The 19,111-nt window shown below is 63.7% G+C and carries 22 protein-coding genes; 13 read left to right on the top strand and 9 right to left on the bottom strand.

The features are described 5' to 3' along the window. The first annotated feature begins 10 nt into the window (after window positions 1–10). Window positions 11–1,102 carry a ferredoxin reductase gene (locus ACWA13_RS15035; RefSeq protein ID WP_463934974.1) on the top strand — a complete coding sequence of 364 codons (1,092 nt, stop codon included), beginning with the start codon at window positions 11–13 and terminating at the stop codon, window positions 1,100–1,102. A gap of 10 nt (window positions 1,103–1,112) precedes the next feature. Continuing rightward, a complete protein-coding gene (locus ACWA13_RS15030) occupies window positions 1,113–2,276 on the top strand; it encodes a fatty acid desaturase family protein (protein ID WP_463934973.1) in 1,164 nt (387 codons plus the stop codon). 54 nt (window positions 2,277–2,330) lie between these two features. Here ACWA13_RS15030 and ACWA13_RS15025 read toward each other — a convergent pair whose 3' ends face one another. After that, complete coding sequence (locus ACWA13_RS15025) at window positions 2,331–3,167, bottom strand: alpha/beta fold hydrolase (RefSeq protein ID WP_463934972.1); 837 nt, start codon at window positions 3,165–3,167, stop codon at window positions 2,331–2,333. Between the two features lie 103 nt (window positions 3,168–3,270). After that, window positions 3,271–3,894 (bottom strand): TetR/AcrR family transcriptional regulator, encoded by a 624-nt coding sequence (locus ACWA13_RS15020; RefSeq protein WP_463934971.1) that lies wholly within the window; start codon window positions 3,892–3,894, stop codon window positions 3,271–3,273. A 208-nt stretch (window positions 3,895–4,102) separates the two neighbouring features. On the opposite strand from ACWA13_RS15020, the gene ACWA13_RS15015 reads away from it, so the two are divergent. From ACWA13_RS15015 to ACWA13_RS15005, 3 genes are read left to right on the top strand one after another with little or no spacing between them, the layout of a single operon-like run. Continuing rightward, a complete protein-coding gene (locus tag ACWA13_RS15015) occupies window positions 4,103–4,462 on the top strand; it encodes a GntR family transcriptional regulator (RefSeq protein ID WP_463934970.1) in 360 nt (119 codons plus the stop codon). Continuing rightward, a complete protein-coding gene (locus ACWA13_RS15010) occupies window positions 4,459–5,358 on the top strand; it encodes an ABC transporter ATP-binding protein (protein ID WP_463934969.1) in 900 nt (299 codons plus the stop codon). The genes ACWA13_RS15015 and ACWA13_RS15010 overlap by 4 nt, the downstream gene beginning before the upstream one ends. Continuing rightward, window positions 5,355–6,119 (top strand): hypothetical protein, encoded by a 765-nt coding sequence (locus ACWA13_RS15005; RefSeq protein WP_463934968.1) that lies wholly within the window; start codon window positions 5,355–5,357, stop codon window positions 6,117–6,119. The genes ACWA13_RS15010 and ACWA13_RS15005 overlap by 4 nt, the downstream gene beginning before the upstream one ends. A gap of 41 nt (window positions 6,120–6,160) precedes the next feature. Here ACWA13_RS15005 and ACWA13_RS15000 read toward each other — a convergent pair whose 3' ends face one another. Then, window positions 6,161–6,919 carry a GAF and ANTAR domain-containing protein gene (locus ACWA13_RS15000; RefSeq protein ID WP_463934967.1) on the bottom strand — a complete coding sequence of 253 codons (759 nt, stop codon included), beginning with the start codon at window positions 6,917–6,919 and terminating at the stop codon, window positions 6,161–6,163. A 219-nt stretch (window positions 6,920–7,138) separates the two neighbouring features. Here ACWA13_RS15000 and ACWA13_RS14995 point away from each other — a divergent pair, with 219 nt between their 5' ends. After that, window positions 7,139–7,939, top strand: a complete 801-nt coding sequence (locus tag ACWA13_RS14995) for a phosphatase PAP2 family protein (RefSeq protein ID WP_463934966.1) — start codon at window positions 7,139–7,141, stop codon at window positions 7,937–7,939. A gap of 25 nt (window positions 7,940–7,964) precedes the next feature. On the opposite strand, the gene ACWA13_RS14990 is transcribed toward ACWA13_RS14995, so the two are convergent. Next, window positions 7,965–8,255 (bottom strand): MerR family transcriptional regulator, encoded by a 291-nt coding sequence (locus ACWA13_RS14990; protein ID WP_463937949.1) that lies wholly within the window; start codon window positions 8,253–8,255, stop codon window positions 7,965–7,967. Window positions 8,256–8,500: 245 nt separating this feature from the next. On the opposite strand from ACWA13_RS14990, the gene ACWA13_RS14985 reads away from it, so the two are divergent. Both ACWA13_RS14985 and ACWA13_RS14980 read left to right on the top strand, forming a co-directional pair. Beyond that, window positions 8,501–8,929: an Hsp20/alpha crystallin family protein gene (locus tag ACWA13_RS14985; protein ID WP_463934965.1), complete on the top strand. Its 429-nt coding sequence runs from the start codon at window positions 8,501–8,503 to the stop codon at window positions 8,927–8,929. A 117-nt stretch (window positions 8,930–9,046) separates the two neighbouring features. Next, window positions 9,047–9,346, top strand: a complete 300-nt coding sequence (locus tag ACWA13_RS14980) for a DnaJ domain-containing protein (RefSeq protein WP_463934964.1) — start codon at window positions 9,047–9,049, stop codon at window positions 9,344–9,346. 10 nt (window positions 9,347–9,356) lie between these two features. Here ACWA13_RS14980 and ACWA13_RS14975 read toward each other — a convergent pair whose 3' ends face one another. After that, window positions 9,357–10,277 (bottom strand): DMT family transporter, encoded by a 921-nt coding sequence (locus tag ACWA13_RS14975; protein WP_463934963.1) that lies wholly within the window; start codon window positions 10,275–10,277, stop codon window positions 9,357–9,359. On the opposite strand from ACWA13_RS14975, the gene ACWA13_RS14970 reads away from it, so the two are divergent. Both ACWA13_RS14970 and ACWA13_RS14965 read left to right on the top strand, forming a co-directional pair. After that, window positions 10,276–11,679: an aminotransferase-like domain-containing protein gene (locus ACWA13_RS14970; RefSeq protein WP_463934962.1), complete on the top strand. Its 1,404-nt coding sequence runs from the start codon at window positions 10,276–10,278 to the stop codon at window positions 11,677–11,679. The genes ACWA13_RS14975 and ACWA13_RS14970 overlap by 2 nt on opposite strands. A 183-nt stretch (window positions 11,680–11,862) precedes the next feature. Further along, window positions 11,863–13,347 carry a GH1 family beta-glucosidase gene (locus tag ACWA13_RS14965; RefSeq protein WP_463934961.1) on the top strand — a complete coding sequence of 495 codons (1,485 nt, stop codon included), beginning with the start codon at window positions 11,863–11,865 and terminating at the stop codon, window positions 13,345–13,347. A gap of 15 nt (window positions 13,348–13,362) precedes the next feature. On the opposite strand, the gene ACWA13_RS14960 is transcribed toward ACWA13_RS14965, so the two are convergent. Genes ACWA13_RS14960 through ACWA13_RS14950 form a run of 3 tightly spaced genes read right to left on the bottom strand, consistent with a single transcriptional unit; the run spans window position 13,363 to window position 15,824 of the window. Then, window positions 13,363–14,463, bottom strand: coding sequence for an App1 family protein (locus tag ACWA13_RS14960; RefSeq protein WP_463934960.1), 1,101 nt, complete (start codon window positions 14,461–14,463; stop codon window positions 13,363–13,365). Window positions 14,464–14,519: 56 nt separating this feature from the next. Continuing rightward, a complete protein-coding gene (locus ACWA13_RS14955; protein ID WP_463934959.1) occupies window positions 14,520–15,251 on the bottom strand; it encodes a DUF72 domain-containing protein in 732 nt (243 codons plus the stop codon). A 24-nt stretch (window positions 15,252–15,275) separates the two neighbouring features. Next, complete coding sequence (locus ACWA13_RS14950; RefSeq protein WP_463934958.1) at window positions 15,276–15,824, bottom strand: GAF and ANTAR domain-containing protein; 549 nt, start codon at window positions 15,822–15,824, stop codon at window positions 15,276–15,278. A 200-nt stretch (window positions 15,825–16,024) separates the two neighbouring features. On the opposite strand from ACWA13_RS14950, the gene ACWA13_RS14945 reads away from it, so the two are divergent. The 3 genes from ACWA13_RS14945 (at window position 16,025) to ACWA13_RS14935 (ending at window position 18,876) form a co-directional block, all read left to right on the top strand. Further along, complete coding sequence (locus tag ACWA13_RS14945; RefSeq protein ID WP_463934957.1) at window positions 16,025–17,809, top strand: glycoside hydrolase family 15 protein; 1,785 nt, start codon at window positions 16,025–16,027, stop codon at window positions 17,807–17,809. Between the two features lie 99 nt (window positions 17,810–17,908). Next, window positions 17,909–18,154 carry a hypothetical protein gene (locus ACWA13_RS14940; RefSeq protein ID WP_463934956.1) on the top strand — a complete coding sequence of 82 codons (246 nt, stop codon included), beginning with the start codon at window positions 17,909–17,911 and terminating at the stop codon, window positions 18,152–18,154. Continuing rightward, window positions 18,151–18,876, top strand: a complete 726-nt coding sequence (locus ACWA13_RS14935) for an HAD family hydrolase (RefSeq protein ID WP_463934955.1) — start codon at window positions 18,151–18,153, stop codon at window positions 18,874–18,876. The genes ACWA13_RS14940 and ACWA13_RS14935 overlap by 4 nt, the downstream gene beginning before the upstream one ends. Here the strand turns inward: ACWA13_RS14935 and ACWA13_RS14930 are convergent. Next, entirely contained in the window at window positions 18,873–19,100 is a 228-nt protein-coding gene (locus tag ACWA13_RS14930; protein WP_463934954.1) for a hypothetical protein, read from the bottom strand. The genes ACWA13_RS14935 and ACWA13_RS14930 overlap by 4 nt on opposite strands. Window positions 19,101–19,111 lie beyond the last annotated feature (11 nt).

The raw sequence follows: 19,111 nt of genomic DNA, 5'->3' as shown, positions 1-19,111 counted from the left end.
GCTTAACTGCATGAGGCTCCGACGGCTGGCGAACGCCGCTTCCGTGTTGACCACACCGTTTTCGCCGGAAGATTTCCTGGCACTGTTCAATCCGGTGTTCTCGTCCCGCCAACTGCGGGGCGTTGTTACGCGTGTCGTCAAGGAGACGTCCGATTCGGTCACCATCTTCTTCCGCCCGGGCCGCGGCTGGCATGCCCACCTTGCCGGGCAGTGGGCCCGCATTGGCGTCGAGCTAGACGGCGTCCGGCACTGGCGTTCCTATTCGTTGAGTACGCCTGCCGGCAAAAACCCGGCCATCACCGTAACGGACATGGGGGCTGTCTCCGGCACCCTGGTCCGCAATACAAAGCCCGGCGATGTGCTGTTCCTGGCGCCCCCGCAGGGCGACTTCGTTCTCCCTGAGCACCCGCGTCCGCTCCTGATGCTGACCGCCGGCAGCGGTATCACGCCGGTGATGTCCATGATCCGCACGCTGATTCCACGGCGTCCTGATGCCGACGTCGTGCTCATTCACTCTGCCCGGACACCAGGTGAGAGCCTCTTCCGCGAAGAGCTGGCCGAGCTTGCGGACCAGTTCCCGAACTTCCGCCTGGCCCAATGGTTCACCCGCCGCCAGGGACGCATGGACTTCAGCTCCATGAAGGAAATCGAAGAGATCTGTCCGGACTGGAGTGATCGCGCCGCTTACGCCTGTGGCCCGGAAACTTTCCTGGACGACGCCGAGGCACTGTGGAACCAGGCGGCCCTGGCTGCTCCTGAAGCTGCTGCCTCCGCCGGAGCAAAAGGCGCCGGTACCCTGAAGATCGAACGCTTCAGCACCAACCTGGCCGGCGGGGAAGGGCACGACGGCGGACTGGTCACTTTCGAGTCCTCGGACCGTGAGGTCCAGGCCGACGGCGCCACGCCCCTCCTGGACGTCGGCGAGGACGCCGGGGTACTTATGCCCAGCGGTTGCCGAATGGGCATCTGCCACAGTTGTCTAACCCCGCTGCTGTCCGGCAGCGTGCGCGACCTCCGGACCGGTGAAGTTTCCGGTGACCCGGGCCAATTAATCCAAACGTGTGTTTCGGCAGCCGCCGGACCCGTCAACCTCGAAATCTGAGGAGCAACGAATGTCAGTAGTCACAGCGAACAGGCCGGCAGCCGCCGGCACCACCAAGCCCCGTCCCGGAGCTCTTGCCGATTCCGGCAGCCCGCTGGTTCGTCCTCCGGCAGCCGCCCACCTCACGGACGAGCAAGTTGCCGAATTGGGCCGTGAACTTGACGCCATCCGTGACGACATCCTGTCAAAGCGTGGCGCCTCTGATGCCGCTTACATCCGCCGCATGGTTAAAATCCAGCGCGGCCTGGAGCTTTCCGGCCGTGCTGCACTCCTGGTCAGTAAAAACAAGGGTGCCTGGGTTGCCGGCACCGCCATGCTGAGCCTGTCCAAGATCCTGGCGAGCATGGAGCTGGGGCACAATATCCTGCATGGCCAGTGGGACTGGATGCGGGACCCGGACATCCACTCCACCACCTGGGAATGGGACTTCGTTACCCCGGCCCGCTCCTGGCAGCACACCCACAACGATCTCCACCACCGCTGGACCAACGTCCTGGGCAAGGACAAGGACGTCGGATACAACCTCCTGCGCATGGATCCAGACCAGGAATGGAAGCCCTTCAACCTGGGCAACCCGGTCTACAACGCCATCCTGGCACCGATCTTCGAGTGGGGCATTGCCGTCTACGACCTGGAAATTCCTGACTACCAGGAAGGCCTGAAGTCCAAGGAGGCAATGCTCAAGGACTTGAAGGCCCTGGGCCGCAAGGTGGTCACCCAGTTCACCAAGGACTACGCGGCCACTCCCGCGCTGGCCATGCTCACCGGCTCCGGCAAGCAGGCTCTGGTGGGTACGCTGACGGCCAACGCCGTCCGCAACGTCTGGGCCCACGCAGTAATCTTCTGCGGACACTTCCCCGAAGGAACGGACACGTTCACCGAGGAAATGGTGGAGGGTGAGACCCGCGGTGATTGGTACATCCGGCAAATGATTGGTTCCGCCAACATCTCCGGCTCCAAGTTCATGCACCTCATGACCGGAAACCTGTCCCACCAGATTGAACACCACCTGTTCCCGGACCTGCCCTCCAGCCGGTACGCGGAAGTTGCTCCCCGGGTCCGCGAGATCTGCCAGCGCTATGGCCTGAAGTACACCACCGGTCCGCTGCTGAAGCAGGTTGGCTCCTCCTGGGCCAAGGTCTTCAAGCTGGCGCTGCCCGGCAAACGGGCGTAACTGCCCGGCAGGCCCGGCCAGTAACGGCAGGGCCTGCCGGAGGGCTGTTGGCGGTTACTTCGCCAGGAATGCCAAAAGCGCTTCGCTGACTTCTGCCCCGTGCGTCCACAACAGGCCGTGCGGGGCGCCGTCTATCTCCACGTAATCTGCAGCGGGCAGGGCTTTAGTGAAGCGCCGCCCGGTGACGTCAATGGGCAGGATCCTGTCCGCCGTGCCGTGCAGGATCAGCGCTGGAACGTCGATCTTGGTGATGTCGGCGCGGAAATCCGTCAGCCAGGCCGGCTGCGCGGCCACTGCGGCAACTGCCCCGGACCTCGATGCCACGTTCCAGCTCGCCGTCAGGGCTTCCTGACTGAGCCGTTCAGTCCCCAGGAACGTGTCCGTGTTGTAGAAGTTCTTGAAGAATTCGGTGAAGAACGCGTACCTGTCCTGGACGACGGCGTCGTAGAGTCCTGTGAAGACCTCCGCCGGCACGCCGTCCGGGTTATCTTCGGCCTGCAGCAGGTACGGCTCCAGGGAGCCCAGGAAGGCGGCCTTGGCTACGCGGCCCGAACCATAGGTGGAGAGGTAGCGGGCCACCTCGCCGGTACCCATGGAGAACCCCACCAGCACGGCGTCACGCAAATCCAGTGTTTCCATGAGGGTGGACAGGTCAGCTGCGAAGGTGTTGTAGTCGAAGCCGGTGGTGGGCTTGCTGGAGTTTCCAAAACCCCGACGGTCGTAGGTGACTACCCGGTAACCAGCGTCGAGGAGGGCGGCTGTCTGCTTTTCCCAGGACGAGCCATCCAGCGGGTAGCCGTGGATCAGCACCACGGGCTGGCCGGTCCCGTGATCCTCGTAGTAGAGCTCGACGTCGGTGCTGTTCTCGGTTCCTACGGTGATGAAAGCCATCGCGGCAGTCCTTTCCAATGCGTCAGTTGCCCATCAGTCGGTCAGGGGCCATTGCCCCCACCGCCCTTAGTCTATGGACGGCTGCGCCGCGAAAGAACCCCGCTCAGGAGCGCTCGCGGACGCCCTCCCAAACGAGCCGCATGGCATCCTCCACGCGTTCTGCAGCCGCCGCCGGATCCTCGGGTCCCCGCACCACGAACTGGTAGTAGTACAGCCCGTTGATGAGGTCGATCATGGCTTCGATGTTCACGCCGGCGTCGATTTCGCCTGCCTCAATTGCCGCCCGGATCCGGGCGGCAACTGGCTCCCGGCGGCGGGACACATGGCGTTCCCAGGACAACGAACGGATCCTGTCGTTTTCCAGGCCCAGTGCCACCCGCTTCTTGACCAGCGAGCCCACCCGGCCCCGGCCCTGTTCCACGCTCTGGCCATAGCTGGAGAGGATGGAATCAAGGATGCTACCGGCAGGGAGCAGGGTCACCTCGGAGCGGACGCTGTCCAGTGCGGCGGCCAGCAGTTCCTCACGGCTGCTCCAGCGGCGGTAGAGCGCCGCGCGGCTCACCCCGGAGCGCTCGGTGATCGCAGAGATCGTGACATCCTTTGTGTCCAACTCAAGCAGGAGTTCCACGGTGGTGGCGAGGACTGCTGATTCCAGGGCTGTGTCCCGTGGACGGCCGGGCTGGCGCCGAGCGCCGGAGGCGTCGGAAAGCGCTGGTGGTATGGCCAAAGTGGTTCCTCACTGAGTATGTGCAGGGGCAGCTGATTCATTTACGAAACCACCGGTATCTGAATCTGAATGAGAAGACTGCGGTCTTTCACATGTCGCGAAGGTTAACACTCGCCGCAGGGAGGCCTTGACAGCCTGCAGCGACGCATGGTTGGTTAGTTACATATGTAGCTAACCGACGAGGCTGCAAGGACAGATAGGCCGGCACTTGGACGACTCGCGACCGATCTTTATCCAGATCGCAGAGAAGGTCGAAAACGACATTATCGAAGGGGCGCTCCCCGAAGAGGAGCAGATCCCTTCGATCAACGAGTTTGCGGCGTTCTATCGCATCAACCCAGCCACCGCACTGAAGGGGGTAAACCGTCTTGTTGATGACGGCATCGTGGCAAAACGCAGGGGGATTGGAATGTTTGTGACGAAGGGAGCGCGGAGCCGGCTCGTAAAACGCCGGCAGGAGCGTTTTGCGGCGGAGTATGTCCAGCCGCTCATTATCGAAGCCCAAAAGCTGGGCATCAGCATTGACGAACTGGCGGGCATGCTGCGCGCCGAAAGGATTCAAGCATGACCAGCTCAATAGTCCGCGTTAGCGGCTTGACCAAGCGCTACGGCAATATGACCGCCGTTGACGCCGTGGATTTTTCCCTGGAGGAAGGCCGAATCTACGGGCTGCTCGGCAGGAACGGTGCCGGCAAGACCACCATTATGCAGCTGCTCACGGGCCAGCTGTTTCCCACCTCCGGATCTGTCGAAGCCTTCGGCAAGGAACCCGCGGAGAATGCGGATGTGCTCCGGCAGATGTGCTTCATCGCAGAATCCCAGCGTTATCCCGAGAGTTTCTCGCCACTGCATGTCTTCAAGACAGCGCGCTGGTTTTTCGAGAACTGGGATGCGGAGTTTGCCGAACAGCTCACGGCCGAATTCCGGCTTCCGGTGAAACGGCCCATCAAGAAACTCTCACGCGGGCAGCTTTCGGCCGTCGGGGTCATCGTTGGCCTGGCATCGCGGGCGCCGCTGACCTTCTTCGATGAGCCGTACCTGGGACTCGACGCCGTTGCGCGGCACCTGTTCTACGATCGGCTGCTGGAGGACTACGCAGAGCATCCGCGCACCGTTGTGCTCTCCACGCACCTGATCGATGAGGTCGCAAAGCTCCTGGAGCACGTCATCATCATTGATCAGGGCCGCATCCTCCTGGACAAGGACGCCGACGACGTGCGTGGATCTGCCACCTCCGTCGCGGGGCCGCAGGCCACCGTGGCGGCCTTCGTTGAGGGCCGGACCGTCATTGGCCGCGAAGGCCTGGGCGGCCTGGCGTCGGTCACCATCGAGGGCCGGCTCAGCGGGCTTGAACGCCAGCAGGCCGCCGAGCTCGGACTCGAGCTGGCACCGGTATCGCTTCAGCAACTTGTTATCCATCTGACCGGCGCAGAACCGGCATCCAGCAAGGAGGCGGCGGCATGACCGCCCTGGCCAGCACAGTCGACGTCCGGACGAGCGGCTCACCGCGCCGCCGTGAAATACTCCGGATCCTTCGGCTGCACACCGTTAACCCATCCATCTTCTTCGGTGTGCCGCTGCTGATCCTTGGCGGTGCCTGGGCCGTCAGCGCCATCATCGCCATCATCATGCTGGGCGCGGGGGCCTCGGCGGAGGACCTGGAGGGCATGCGCTACAGCTGGGCAGTCCTTTCGCCACAGTGGTACCTGATGGTGGTAGGTGTCCAGGCTGTTGGATTGACCTTTTCCTTCGCGCTGGGATTCGGTGCCACCCGCCGGGACTTCTGGGTGGGCACCGGCCTGATGTTTGTGGCCACATCAGCAGTGTTCGCCATCCTGATCGCCTCGCTGGTCCGGCTCGAGATCCTCAGCGGCGGGTGGGGCTTCGGAGTGCATATGTTCAATGCGCTCTGGTTTGGCCGCGATGGGTGGCTGATGGACTTCTACAGCGCCTTCGCACTGCAGCTGCTGGTCCTTTTCCTCGGGGCCAGCATCACCACGGTTTACATGCGGTGGCGGATACGCGGCATGATGGTGGTGCTGTTTTCCGCGGTCGCGCTGCTGCTCGCACTGGTCGCCTTCGCCACACTGGGCGCGCACTGGCCAGCGATCATGGGCTGGTTTGGCAGCATCGGCGCCGCGGGGATCTTTACCATCCTGCTAGCCATCGCTGCCGTGTGCGCCGCCGCCGGGTACCTCGTGATCCGGCGGGCGACGCCACGCTAGGCCCCGCCGGGCGACTACCCGTCGACGGGGGTGCGGTCCGGTCAGGCGTCGTAGTACGTTCTGACCGGACCCTGGCCCAGATTGAGCACCACGGTCCGGGCAACTTCGCGCAGCTTGATGTTGCGTGTGCTGGATGCTGTTTTGAGGATGTCAAAAGCCTCGGCCTGTGAGCAACGGTTCTGAGCCATGATGATGCCTACCGCCATGTCGATCACCGTCCGTGTTTCCAACGCGGCCCGTAGGTCCGCTGCCGCTTCGCTGTAGCGGGCCAGCCGGACGGCCAGGTCCAGGGCCATAGTTGTCTGCCGGACAAAGTCTTCGGCAATGGCGCGGGTCCTGCCCTCGAAACGGTTGGCGCGGCCGGAGTAGAGAATAAGCGCGGCCAGGGTATCGCCCTCCAACTTGAACGGCACAGCCAGGATCGAACGAATACCCAGACCCATCACCACCTCGGCGTATACCGGCCACTCCGTGTCCTCTTCCAGATCCGGGAGTTCGATGGTGATCTGCTCACGCGATGCCTTCATGCCGGGGCTGTCGCTGAAGCGGTATTGGACCTGGCTGACCTTCTCAGCTTGATCATTGCTGTTCGCAACCGTGACAGGTTTACGGTGGCGCCAAAGAGTCACCCCGCAGAGGACTTCGTCTCCCTGGCTGGACAGTGTCCTGGCAGATATGCCCGCCAGTTCACGAAGGAACGCCTCCACGTCTTCGCTGTCAAGGACAAGCTGGTGCAGGTGCTCCGATATTTTTGCTTCAAATTGCGCAGTAGAATCACTGGCCACGATGATTGGTGCCATTCGCTTAGGTCAAAACGAGCCGGCCAGCCTCGCGTTGATCCCTTGATGCGGGAGTGCGGCGGAAGCAAAGGCGGATCGACGAACTTTCCTACGGCCTCTGCTTAACCGTGTGGAAAGTATTGCATGACAACGCCCCCGGTTTCGAGTCGGTGGATAACCGCCACTCGGGGATAAGCCGCCAGTCAGGGGGTACAGTTTTTCAGCACGATCATTGTTCCCATGGCACGAACGGACTCTTCAGTGGCAGAGCAGGCAACAGCATCCCCCAACTGGTGGCAGGGCTTCAACCAGAAGTTTGTGGTAGAGGAGCGCTACATGGAGCCGGCGGATCGCCACAGCCTGTACCGCATCTCGGTGATCCTTGCCGTGGCGGGCACCCTTATGTTCCTGCTGGTGCTTTCCAGTGTCCTGCTCGACGACGGGCTGGCAGTGATCGACCAGCCGCTTCGTCACTGGCTGCTGGATACGCGCTCAGACACGGCAACCAGGGCGATGCAATTCCTTGCAGTCCTTTTTGGACCAGTGGCGCTGCCGATTATCGTGCTGGTAGTGAATGTGGTGTGGGGGGTTGCCGCCCGGCATGCTTGGCGCCCCATTCTGCTCGCGGCAGGAATGATCACCGGAGTTGTCATCTCGCAAATCATCCTGCACCTCGTGGACCGTGCCCGGCCACCCACGGAATTGATGCTCTTCGGAGTGGACCACACCTTTTCATTCCCGTCCGGGCATGTGCTGGGGGCCTGTGATTTCCTGTTGATCGGCGCCTACCTTGTCGGTTCGAGGTCGCGCACCGTCAGGGTCGGCGTGGCCTGTTTCGCCTTGGCCGCGTTGGGAATTTTGCTTGCCGCACTTAGCCGGCTGTACCTGGGGTATCACTGGTTTACTGACGCTTTCGCCTCAGTGTCGTTGGCCCTGGTCATCCTGGCCGGCGTCATCGCCCTGGACACCTGGCGGACGGCACGCATTCCGGGTGAACCCATCACCGGTGAGCTCTCGACCCCAGAGCAACCGGGGGACTAGCCAGGGAGGCTGCCGGGATGCCGGTTTACTCTGCGGACTGCTTCCGCAGCCGGCTCCGGGCACGTTTGAGGTCGATGCGCAGCTTCGCGTTGACGGCTTCCAACTCGAGCACCTTCGCCACTCCCGCGAGGTTCAGCCCTTCCTCCAGCAGTTCGCCGATCCTCAGCAGGACCGCAACGTCGCTGTCGCTGTACTGGCGGGTGCCGCCAGGGGTCCGGTGCGGAGTCAGGAGGCCCCGCGTCTCGTACAGCCTGATGTTCTGTTGGCCTGTGCCAACCAGGTTTGAGACTACTGAAATTGCGTACCGGGCCTGCAGCTGCGCGGCTTCGGGACGGGATTGGGCAGCAGCAGTACCGTCCGCAGGGGCACCTTCTGCACTGTCAGTGGAAAAGGTCCAGCGGGTTTCTTCCGGGGGCTGGGTTTCGGTGGACATTTCCCTCTAAAACCTTCGTCGGGGGCTTGCGGTCGATTCACTTCAATGCTATAAAAAATCTATACCGACCACCACAGATAAGTGGGCGGTAGATACAGTAAAACACATGAACCTGAAGGAGTGGGGTAATGATGCTAATGCGTACGGACCCGTTCCGTGAGCTGGACCGGTTGACCCAGCAGGTGTTCGGAACCACGGCGCGGCCGGCGGCTATGCCGATGGATGCGTGGCAGGAAGATGGCGAGTTCGTGGTCGCCTTCGATCTGCCCGGCGTGGATGTGGATTCGGTTGACCTTAATGTTGAGCGTAACGTCCTGACTGTCCGCGCCGAACGCCGGGATCCCACGCAGCCAAACGTCGAGTTGGTTGCTGCCGAACGGCCGCGCGGCGTCTTTAGCCGCCAGCTGATCCTGGGTGAGACCTTGGATACGGAAAACGTCAAGGCAAGCTACAGCGACGGCGTCCTGACTTTGCGGATCCCCGTCGCCGAAAAGGCCAAGCCACGGAAGATCGAGATCGAAACGAAGAAGGACCAAATGCAGGAGATCGGGAGCTGATCCCTTCCTGATCAGCCCTGGTACAGCAGGAGCCGGGTGGGCGGTACGGCGTTGCCGCCCACCCGGCCGTTTACCCTGCGATCTGCCACGTCCTGCACTCTCCGGTGGAGGTGAGCGATGCGGAAGCCTGACTACTACGCGATCTTTGGCGTCAGCGCCGACTCGACGCCGGCGCAGATTTCCCGTGCATACCGCACCCTGATGCGCACTCACCATCCCGACGTCGGGCATGCCCGGCAGGGCAGCAAAATGTCCGACGCCGGCAGTCCGGAACGCGAATACGACCAGACCGCGAGGGGACAGGGAGCCCGGAACGTCCCGGTGCGCCGGAGCACCCCTGCGCAGCGGCAGGAACACAAGAAACCGGCGGACATCAGCGTGACGCCGGTCCGCTGGGAAAGTGGACCTTGGGCCTAACCAGGCATAGCTAGGGCCGCAGCCTGACTCGCACGGCAAGCCCGGCACAGCACACCACCGCCAGGCCACCCAGCGCAGTGGTCCACGTGAGCTCCTCGCCCAGCAGCAGGCCTGCCCAGCCGATTGTCAGCACGGGCTGGACCAGCTGGATCTGGCTAACTTGCGCCATGGGCCCAATGGCCAGGCCGCGGTACCAGGCGAAGAATCCCAGGAACATGCTGACCACGCCCAGATAGGCGAACGCTGCCCACTGCTCAACGCCCGCGGTCGGTGGTTGCTGCACCACGGCCGCTGCCGTCAGAAAAACCATCAGCGGCGACGCCAGGACCAGGCTCCAGGAGACGGTCTGCCATGCACCGAGCTCGCGGGCCAGCAGGCCCCCTTCTGCATATCCGACTGCCGCCGCTATCACAGCGCAAAGAAGCAGCAGGTCGGCCCAGCGCAGCTGGCCTGCACCACCTGAATGAACTACTGCGAAGCCGATGGCCGCCACGGCACCGGCCAGTGTCGTCCACCAAAATGCACTGCGAAGCCGCTCGCGTCCCCGTATTGCTGCCGCCGTAGCGGTGGCTGCGGGGAGCAGCGCAATGACAACTGCTCCGTGGCTGGCGGGCACGGTGGTGAGGGCGTAAGAGGTAAGCAGGGGGAATCCGACGACGATTCCTCCTGCGATAACAGCAAGCCGTCCCCACTGCTTTCCCTGGGGCAGCCGTTGCCGGGTGAGTGCCAGGGCAGCGGCGGCAAGGAGTGCGGCCACTACTGCCCGTCCCGCACCGGTGAAGAGTGGCGACATGCCCTCGACGGCCAACCGTGTAAAGGGGACGGTGAAGGAAAATGCCGCTACTCCAAGCAACCCCCAGAGCAGGCCGGCTGGCCAACGGGACGGTATCGCAGGCCGGATTTCGACAGTAGCGCTACTATAGGCTTTCATGAACAACGATAGCAGCTCGAGGATTGTGGATCGGCTGGCGTCCTGGATCTCCAGCGCGGCTCCTGGTGCGCGGCTGCCGTCCACCCGTTCGCTCGTTGCTGAATTCCAAGCAAGTCCGGTCACGGTGCAGAAAGCGCTCCACACCTTGACGGTCCGCGGACTGATCGAAAGCAGGCCAGGCGTGGGCACCTTCGTGCGGACAGCACGGACTGCAAAACCATCCGATTACGGCTGGCAGACCGCGGCACTCCGATCGCCCCAAGGTCCACTCCGGGCCGCGGCTACCGCCATGCGGGACGCACCGAATGACGTAGTTGCTTTCCATTCGGGTTATCCGGACCGCGAACTCCTGCCGGAACGGCTGGTGCGCGCCGCGCTCGCGCGGGCAGCGCGGGGAGACGCCGCCCTGTCCCGGCCACCCGCCCCCGGGCTCCCGGAACTCCAGTCCTGGTTCGCTCGGGAACTCGCCGCGGCGACTCCCGCCGGCACCACCGCGCCCACGCCGGCGGACGTGGTGGTGCTGCCGGGAAGCCAGAGCGGCCTCAGCTCGATATTCCGGGCCCTGCTGGTCAACGGCCAGCCGCTGCTGATGGAGTCGCCCACGTACTGGGGCGCAAGCCTGGCGGCGGCGCAGGTAGGCGTGCCGGTTGTTCCCATACCCAGCGGTCCTGACGGCCCGGAGCCGGACGAGCTGGCGCGGGCGTTCGAGGAGAGCGGTTCGCGTTTGTTCTATGCGCAGCCGAACTATGCGAACCCCACAGGAGCGCAATGGTCCGCAGAGCGCCGTCAGGAAATCCTGGCAGTGGTGCGGCAGTATGGTGCGTTCCTCGTCGAGGATGACTGGGCCCATGACTTCGGGATTACCACCAGCCCCGTCCCGCTGGCCAGCCAGGACGAGTCCGGGCACGTCGTCTACCTCCGTTCGCTGACCAAGAGCGTTTCGCCGGCCATCCGGGTAGCGGCGGTCATAGCGCGGGGCCCCGCCCGGGAGCGACTCCAAGCGGACCGTGCTGCCGAGTCCATGTATGTCAGTGGCCTTTTACAGGCGGCAGCACTGGACGTCGTCACGCAACCCGGGTGGCAGACCCACCTTCGGAGCCTCCGCCACCAGTTGCAGTCACGGCGGGACCTTTTGGTCACCAGCCTCCGGGAGTTCGCGCCAGATGCCCACATCACGCAGGTTCCGAAGGGCGGGCTCAATCTCTGGGTGCGGCTTCCGGATGCGATCGATCCCGTTCAACTGGGTATGGACTGCGAGCGGGCCGGCGTGATGATCGCCGCTGGTACTGAGTGGTTTCCTGCAGAATCTGCGGGCCCGTACCTGCGGCTCAACTATGCAGGCCCCAACCCGGCGGGGTTCGCGGAGGGCGCGCGTGTCATCGGCCGATGCATGAAGCTCTGACCCAACCGGGCCGCCGCAGTTGCGCTGAAAACGGCTCGTTACAGCAGCCACTGCCACCCGTCGGCTGAGGGGGATAGAAACTCGTAAGCCTGCTTAGGTATAAGATTTTGGGATCAAAGGCAGCGCCGGTCAGTCCGAAAAAGCCCGGACATCCGGTTGCCCCGGAAGTGAGGAACAACGTCAATGCACATCAGTGCCAAGGAGCTTGCGGCCCTGATTCCGCCGGAGTTCGTTCTGGGAGTGGCCACCTCTGCGTTCCAGATTGAGGGAGCGGTGAAAGAGGGCGGCCGCGGTCCTGCAGGTTGGGACGTCTTTGCTGCCAAGGAAGGCACAATCGTTGGCGATCACAGCCCGCAGGTGGCCGCCGACCACTACAACCGGATGCCGGCCGACGTCGAGCTCCTGAAACAGCTGGGGGTCGACTCCTACCGCTTTTCCCTTGCCTGGCCCCGGATCCAGCCGGATGGAAGAGGTCCTGCAAATCAGGCAGGCCTGGACTTCTATGACCGCCTCCTGGACCAACTGCTGGCCAATGGCATATCCCCTATGGTCACCCTGTACCACTGGGACACCCCGTTGCCGCTGGACAACGTCGGCGGCTGGATGAATCGGGATACCGCCTACCGGCTGGGGGAGTTCGCTGCCATTGCGGCCGAGGCCTTCGGTGACCGCGTTGACCGATGGGTGACCATCAATGAGCCTGCCACCGTGGTGACCAACGGTTATGCCCTGGGCCTGCACTCGCCGGGGGAGAAGCTCATGATGAAGGCCTTCCCGGCAGTGCACCACCAGTTGCTGGGGCACGGCCTTGCGCTTCAGGCGCTTCGCCAGGCCGGGGCCAAGGGCGAGGTGGGCATGACTAATGTGTATTCGCCCACCGTCCCCCACTCCATCAATCCGCTGGACAAGCTGGCGGCCGGACTGGTGGACCTGGCACAAAACCGGCTGTTCGCCGACCCGGTTCTCACCGGCAAATATCCGGACGTGATCCGGGCGGCCAAGTTCTTCTCCTCGTTTGAGCACCCGCCGGAGGATATGGAGCTGATATCGCAGCCCTTGGACTTTTACGGGTTGAACTACTACATGCCCACCCGCGTCGCGGCGGGGCAGGGCGACGGAGCTGTACCTCAAGGGATGGCGGAAGCCTTGGGGGAGGACCTTAGCGAGTCAGCCTCCGGCACCCCGTTCCATATCGAACCGTGGCCTGATACCCCTATCACGGCATACGGCTGGCCGGTCAAGCCCGAGTACCTGACCGTGGCGCTGAAGGAGATGGTGGAACGCTACCCGGACCTGCCGCCGGTGATCATTACCGAGGGCGGCGCCAGTTTCGAAGACATTGTAGTGCGGGACAAAAACACCAACCACAGTTTCATTCCGGACGAACGACGACTCAAGTACCTGTCCGACCACCTCGAGACTGCGCTGCGGGCTACGGCTCCCGGGGGCGAGGCAGACTCGCTGCTCCTGATCGGCTATTACGTGTGGTCGCTGATTGACAACTTTGAATGGTCCGGTGGCTACGAGCAGCGGTTTGGTCTGGTGCACGTGGACTTTGACACTCAGGAGCGTCGCCCCAAGGCCTCGTACTACTGGTTCCAGGAACTCATCGAGGAGCGCAATTTGGCCTCGAGTGCCGGCCGGGCCGTGGCTGCAGCAGCCACGTGACCGGCCGGCACCCTGCTACATAAGCCCCAGGTTCTCCAGCCGGCGGGCAATTCCTGCCCCGTCAGGGGAGTAGATCCACGGCGCTCTCTCGCCGCTGTGGTCCCCATGTTCGGTGTGCCCGCCGGCTAGAACCGATTCGCCCACGGACAGTTGGCGGATGGCTATGGCGGCTACCTTGTCGGGGAACTTGGCAGAAAATTCGGAGTAGATCTGTTCGTCGTGCTGGCCGTTGTCACCGATCAGCAACCACTTCATTCCGGGGAATTCCGTGGCCAGGCGTTCCAGGTTGCGGTGCTTGTGTTCCTGGCCGCTACGGAACCAGCGGTCCGGCGTCAGCCCCCAGTCGGTCAGCAGCATGGCGCCTGCCGGGTACATGTTCCGTCCCAGGAAACGGGCCAGCGTGGGTGCGGCGTTCCACGGCCCGGTGGAGAGGTAGATAACGGGGGCATCAGGGTGCCGGATGGTCATCCTATCCAGCATCACGGCCATGCCTGGCGTTGCCATCCGGGCGCGCTCGCTCAGCACGAAGGTGTTCCACAGGGCCAGGAAGGGACGGGGCAAGGCGGTGACCATCACTGTGTCATCAATGTCGCACACAATGCCAAGACGGGTTTCCGGACCAATAACCCTGACCTGGGCCTGGGCTTCATCGGTGCCGTCAGCCCGGAAGGTCACCGTGTGCCAGCCGGGTGTCAGCTGTACCTTGATCACCTCGTCCACCAGGCCGCCGCGGTCCGCTTTGACCTGCGTTCGCACCCCGCCGATCTCTATGTCCACCACCGAGTGCTGCATGGGGACGCTGGTGAAGGCGCTCCAGCCGCGAACGTTCTGGGTACCGTTCCGCACGGCATTCTCCGCACGGCTGCCGGGTTTGGGGGAGGTGGCCAGCAAGGCCCTGCCAAAGACCCGGACCCACTCTGTGGATCCGTAGCCGTAGTAGGCGATCATCTTGGGTTTGAAGTTCCAGCCACGCGCCAGTTTCCGCCGCACCGTGTTCGTGGTGTCGGAGACCCGGTGGGCCAGCCGTAAGGCACGGGTTGCGACGGCGGCAGCTGGCTGTGCCTCGTTGTCATCCGCAGGCTGCTGCGGGGGTGAGTCCTGCCGGGCAGTTTCCATGCGTCCACTCTGCCACAGCCGGGCGTTCGGGGCGCCCGTTGGCGCCACGTTACTGCTCACCGTTGCCCCAGCAGCCACAGCAGTGTCTCCGCATTCCGCACTGCGTTCCCGCCGCCGTCGTTATTGAAATACGCGTAAACATCCTTTCCGCCGGCCGCCCATTCGCCGATGCGGTCCGCCCACCACCGCAGGTCGTCGTCCGAGTAGGACCCGCCGTAGAGATGGTGCTGGTCAGGCCCGTGCAGCCGCACGTAACAGAAGTCCGCTGTCGACCTCAGCACGCACGGCAGGCCCGCGCCGCTCATCACGCAATAGGCAGCCCCGTGCCGTTCCAGGATCCGGTACACATCTTCGTGGTCCCAGGACGGATGCCGGAATTCCATGCAGACGCGGATCCAGTGGGGCAATGCGGCGAGGAAATATTCCAACCGGGCGTCGTCACGTTCCATATCCGGCGGCAACTGGGCCAGCAGCACGGCCCGGCGTGAGCCCAGTTCGTGCCAGCACCGGCTGATCCGCTCCACCCACACCTCGGGCGAGAGGAGGCGCCGCCCGTGGGTGAGCCCGCGGGGTGCCTTTACCGACATCGCAAAGCCCTCAGGCAAACGGTCCCGCCAGCTGGCAAAGGCCGTATCGCGGGGCCAGCGGTAGAAGCTGGCATTTAACTCGACCGTGCTGAAACGGGCGGCGTAGTGCGCCAGGCGCTTTGCTGCCGGCAAGCCCGGCGGGTACAGCACGTTCTCCCAGTGGTCGTAGCTCCATCCGGAAGTGCCAATTTCTATCGCCACGTGCCCCGCTCCCTGCCGTCCTGGTTAGTCAAAGTGCGTCTGCAGATCGCCTCCGCCTGCGGATTGGACCACTTTCGCGGCAACGTCTCGCAGCTTCATGTTCCGTGTGCTGGACGCCGACATGAGCAGACGCACTGCCTCCTCCTGGGTGCACCGGTTCTGCCCGATAATCACGCCGACGGCGGTATCGCCGGAGAGTTCGAACGGAACGGCCAGCACGGAACGGACACCGTACGCGATGATGGCGCGGTTGTATGCAGGCCAGGTCTGATCCTGTTCCAGGTCCGGTACGTGGATCAGCACCTTCTCACGGCAGGACTTGAGGCATGGGCCGTCACCGAACTCGTACTGCACCTCGTCGAGCCGCTGCGCCTCCTCACTGCTGGAGGCGACGGTGGCCGCTGAGCGGTGCCGCATCAAGGTGATGCCGGCCAGAACCTTTCCCCGCGGCCCTGACAAGGCTTCGGCCGACTGCCGGACGAGTTGGGAGAGGAAGTCCTCCACATCCTGAGTGTCCAGCAGCAGATCCTGGACTTTTTCGATGACGGAGTTATGAGTGGAGGGATTGGTCATGGTGGCGTCTCCCGGCCGGTGCTGCGCGCGGTCCGCGCGGGTCCTGGTGCGCCGCTGGGAGGCGCAAGGCAATTGCCCGCCGGCAACTGCATACCGTCCTTACAGGCTACACCCCGACAACCGGGTCAGGACCACCTTGGACTCCACGGCTTCCCCCAATTCCGGCCCGCCCGGGGCCGGCTTATGGCACCCTTGGAGTCATGGCGCTCATTGAGGAATATGCGATGGTGGGGGACCTCCACACGGCGGCCCTGATCAGCACCGAGGGATCCATTGACTGGATGTGTCTGCCCCGGTTCGATTCCCCGGCCTGCTTCAACGCGCTCCTGGACGCTCCTGAAGCCGGCCGGTGGCTTCTGGCCCCCGACGGCGGCGGAAGGTGTACCAGCAGGCGGTACCTTGAGGGCACCCTCGTCCTGGAGACGACCTGGGAAACAGCCGAGGGCACGGTCCGCATCCTTGACTTCATGCCTCCACGCGACGGTGAAGCCAATATTGTCCGCATCGTCGAAGGAGTCAGCGGCAGCGTGCGGATGCGGGGAGAGTTGGTGCTCCGCTTTGATTACGGACACATCATCCCCTGGGTCCGGCGTGACCCGGCCGGCCTGAACGCCATTGCAGGCCCCGATTCTGTTTACCTGGTGACCAGCGCTCCACTGCACGGCGAAAACATGCACACGGTGAGCGACTTTCCGGTTGAGGCCGGCCAGCGGGTGCCCTTTGTCCTGACCTGGGCACCAAGCCACCGACCGCGTCCACACTCCGTGGACGCTGAAGTGGTACTGGAGCAAACCATTGAATTTTGGCGTGAGTGGATCGGTAAGTCCACAGTCCGCGGACCCTACCGCGCCGCCGTCGAACGGTCCCTGATCACGCTGAAGGCCCTGACGTACGCGCCCACAGGAGGTATCGTCGCAGCCGTCACCACCTCCCTTCCCGAACAGATTGGCGGGGTCCGCAACTGGGATTACCGCTACTGCTGGCTGCGGGACGGAACCATGACCCTGCAGTCACTGCTGGCCGCCGGTTACACGGAGGAAGCTGCCCGGTGGCGGGACTGGCTGCTGCGCGCGGTGGCCGGTGATCCGGCAGACCTGCAGATCATGTACGGGATCCATGGCGAACGCCGGCTGCCGGAGACTGACATCCCGTGGCTCCGCGGTTATGAAAATTCCCGGCCGGTCCGCACCGGCAATGGAGCGGCGAACCAGCTGCAGATCGACGTGTGGGGTGAGGTCCTCGACTGCCTGGCACTCACCCGGCACGCCCTGCTCAAGCACAGCGACGAGGCCTGGGCACTGCAGAAGGCCCTCATGCGGCACCTGGAAAAGATCTGGGACCAGCCGGATAACGGACTGTGGGAGATCCGCGGTCCCAGGCAGCACTTCACGCATTCGAAGGTGATGGCCTGGGTAGCCGCGGACCGCATGGTGGCCGGCGTGCGGGAGTGGGGGCTGGACGGGCCTGTTGAGCACTGGGAGCAGCTTCGCGAGACCATCCGGGCGGACATCATGGCCAACGGGTTTGATCCCGTCCGCAACACCTTCGTGCAGTGTTATGGACGTCCGGAGCTTGATGCGAGCCTGCTGCTCATTCCGCGCGTCGGATTCCTGCCGCCGGATGATCCCAAGGTGCTGGGAACTATCGATGCCGTTCAGAAGGAGCTCACAGAGGACGGCTTCGTGCTCCGCTACCGGCCGGAAGTCAGCGACGACGGGCTGCCGGGCACTGAAGGCGTGTTCCTCGCTTGCTCGTTCTGGCTGGTGGAAGCACTCCTGGGGGCGGGCCGCCGGCGCGAAGCCACGGAACTCTTCGAACGCCTGCTGGAACTGCAAAACGACGTCGGACTGCTGAGTGAGGAGTGGGCAGTGAACGCCCGGAGGCAATTGGGAAACACCCCGCAGGCTTTCAGCCATTTCGCCTTGGTGGACAGCGCGCTGGCCCTGCATCAGGCGACGGCGCCCCGCAGCGACGAGCCTATGTAACGCTGCGAATTGAGTGGGAACAGATTACTAAGTATACTTGCTAACCCGGGAGATCCCCGGTGCCCACAGTGACGTGGGAATTGTAGGGAGTTGATTGGCATGGCGGGTTATTTTGAACTCGTGGACGCGCCCGACGGTGGATACCGTGTCAGGATGCTGGACGGCTCCGGAACGTTGATGGCCATCTCCATCACCTTCCCCACCAAGAGGGCTGCCGTGGCCGGAGTGTCACGGGCGCGGGAGATTGCCGGAACGGGGCTTATTCGCGATCGCAGCCACGAGGCCAGAGCGGCCGCCCAGGACAGCAGGGCAAGCCGCGGGATGCAGGCGGCATCGGGTACATGATGCCGGCCCATGACGAAGAGACCGCCGGTTCATCCGGTACGTCAGCGCCCCGGGCTGTCATCTTTGACGTCGACGGCACGCTCGTCGATTCGGCCTATCTGCACACCATGGCGTGGTGGCATGCGTTCCGGCAGGCAGGGTACACCGTGCCTATGGCCAGGATCCACCGCCTGGTGGGTATGACGGGGAAAGAGCTGGTCAAGGAGTCGCTGCCGGCAGACCGGGACACCGCACTGGATGAGGAAATCCTTTCCTCGCACAGCACACTCTTCGCCACTTACTGGCCAACGCTCCAGCCGACCGAGGGGGCCAGGAATTTGCTGTCCCGTTGCAAGGATCTGGGCTTCAAGGTGGTGCTCGCAACGTCCGCCCGTGAACGGGACCTGCAGGAGCTGCGGCGGGCCCTCGGCGCCGACGATTTCATCGATGCCGCCACAAGCTCCAAGGACGTGGCTAAAAGCAAGCCTGACCCCGATATCCTGCTGGCCGCGTTGGACACGGTTGGCGTGGCAGTGAAAGACGCTGTCTTTGTTGGCGACGCCGTCTGGGACATGATGGCGGCGCGCGCAATTGGGATGCCTTCTATCGGCGTCCTGTGCGGTGGCACCGGTGAAGCCGAACTGCGCGAGGCAGGCGCCGCAGAGGTGTATAGCGGTCCGGGCGAGCTGCTGGCAAGCCTGGACAACAGCGCGATAGGAAAGCTGCTGCAGCACGCCACCTAGGGGAGGGGATCCTCGATAGCCTCAGCCTTGTCCCAGGCTACCTTCACCGAGACGCCGCCTTCCTGGTCCCGGTTGATGGCGGTAATAACGTCCCCAGGGAGGGCGCCCATTGCCATGATTTTCTCCTGGTACCCGGCCACGAGTGCCGCCAGGGTCTCCTCGCTCCACTCGCCGGGACGCATTCTGGTGGAAATCTCCACAGGTTCTGGATCGTAGATGGACATGCTCTCGCCTT

It is taken from the genome of Pseudarthrobacter sp. TRD_SC_9, assembly GCF_055361265.1.
This window is presented reverse-complemented; position numbering and strand designations above follow the sequence as displayed.